The organism is Vibrio sp. Vb1755 (assembly GCF_033338635.1).
In the GTDB taxonomy this organism is placed as follows: domain Bacteria; phylum Pseudomonadota; class Gammaproteobacteria; order Enterobacterales; family Vibrionaceae; genus Vibrio; species Vibrio alginolyticus.
Map to the genome: position 1 here is coordinate 1 of NZ_JAWOTA010000335.1, position 1,065 is coordinate 1,065.

Annotated in this window: 1 protein-coding gene; it reads right to left on the bottom strand. The window is 48.0% G+C overall.

From position 1 onward, the window contains the following. Nucleotides 1-1,065: diguanylate cyclase domain-containing protein (locus tag R7E00_RS24950; RefSeq protein ID WP_318124899.1), on the bottom strand; the 1,065-nt coding region annotated here is incomplete at both ends.

The window sequence follows — 1,065 nt, forward strand, 5'->3', positions numbered from 1 at the left end:
AATCTGGTGTACAAATGCGTGTCTGAGATGATCGGTAAAAATCGCCCCGGCGCAATCACTGTTCCATCTTCTTCTAAAATCCGCACCAGACATTCTTGGCTGGCAGGAAGATGACTGTAAGCGTGCACAATCGGTTGGCTATACGTAATGATGTTCTGCTTAAGAATCGCGCGACTGACGCAACTCAACCACCCTAGTTGCTCTTTACGTACATCTTCACTGACTTCGATGTCTTTAGCGTTGCAAATATGTGTGTTGCTGCGAACGCCAGAACGACGCGCTTCTATGCCTTTTAATAAGAGCTCATCAGGAGAAGCCGATGGAAAATCACGACGGCTAACCAAGCCACCACACAAGGAAATGGACAAGTAATCAATTTCGCGCAGGCCGAGCGGCTCAAAGTTAGTTTGCTCAACCGCATCAGCAAAACGAGTAAAGTGCTGTTTTATCGTCTCGCTGCTTTGTTCAGCCTTAAACACAAAAGCCCACTCACCTACACCAATGCTGTACAGTTGCAGCGCCGCTGGCATGCCTAAGCGCTTTCTCAATCGATTGGTAAAATGCATCGACAGATCTTTGAGCAGCTGGTCTCCGACTCGATACCCGTACTTTTCGTTGATGTGGCTGAAATTGAGTAGCTTAAGCGTTAACAAATGCTCGTCACAATCGATGTGACTTAAGCGCTCTTGCAGCGCCACGCGATTTTGCAGCCCCGTGCGACTGTCACGACGGTAGCTTTCTTGTAACTTGCGAGTTTGACGATCAAGTTGATAACCCATGTGAGCGTTCATATGATTCAAATCGCCAATCGCATTGCGTATTAAGCTAAACAGCGGTGAAATCGAAGCGCTCACTTGCGGTTTAGGCAAATTCAGCGATTGCACCTCATCGCCTTCGCGCATCGCAAGGTACGTCAAACTGTGGTGAAGAATTTCTGGCTGGCCAATGTCACCATGTATTTCACCCATGCAGTAGCTGCCAAAGGTCGCGGCAATATCCATAAACGCCTGCACTTCATCGCTGCGATCAATAAAATCCAACCGCGAGGCACAGTTGTAAATCATC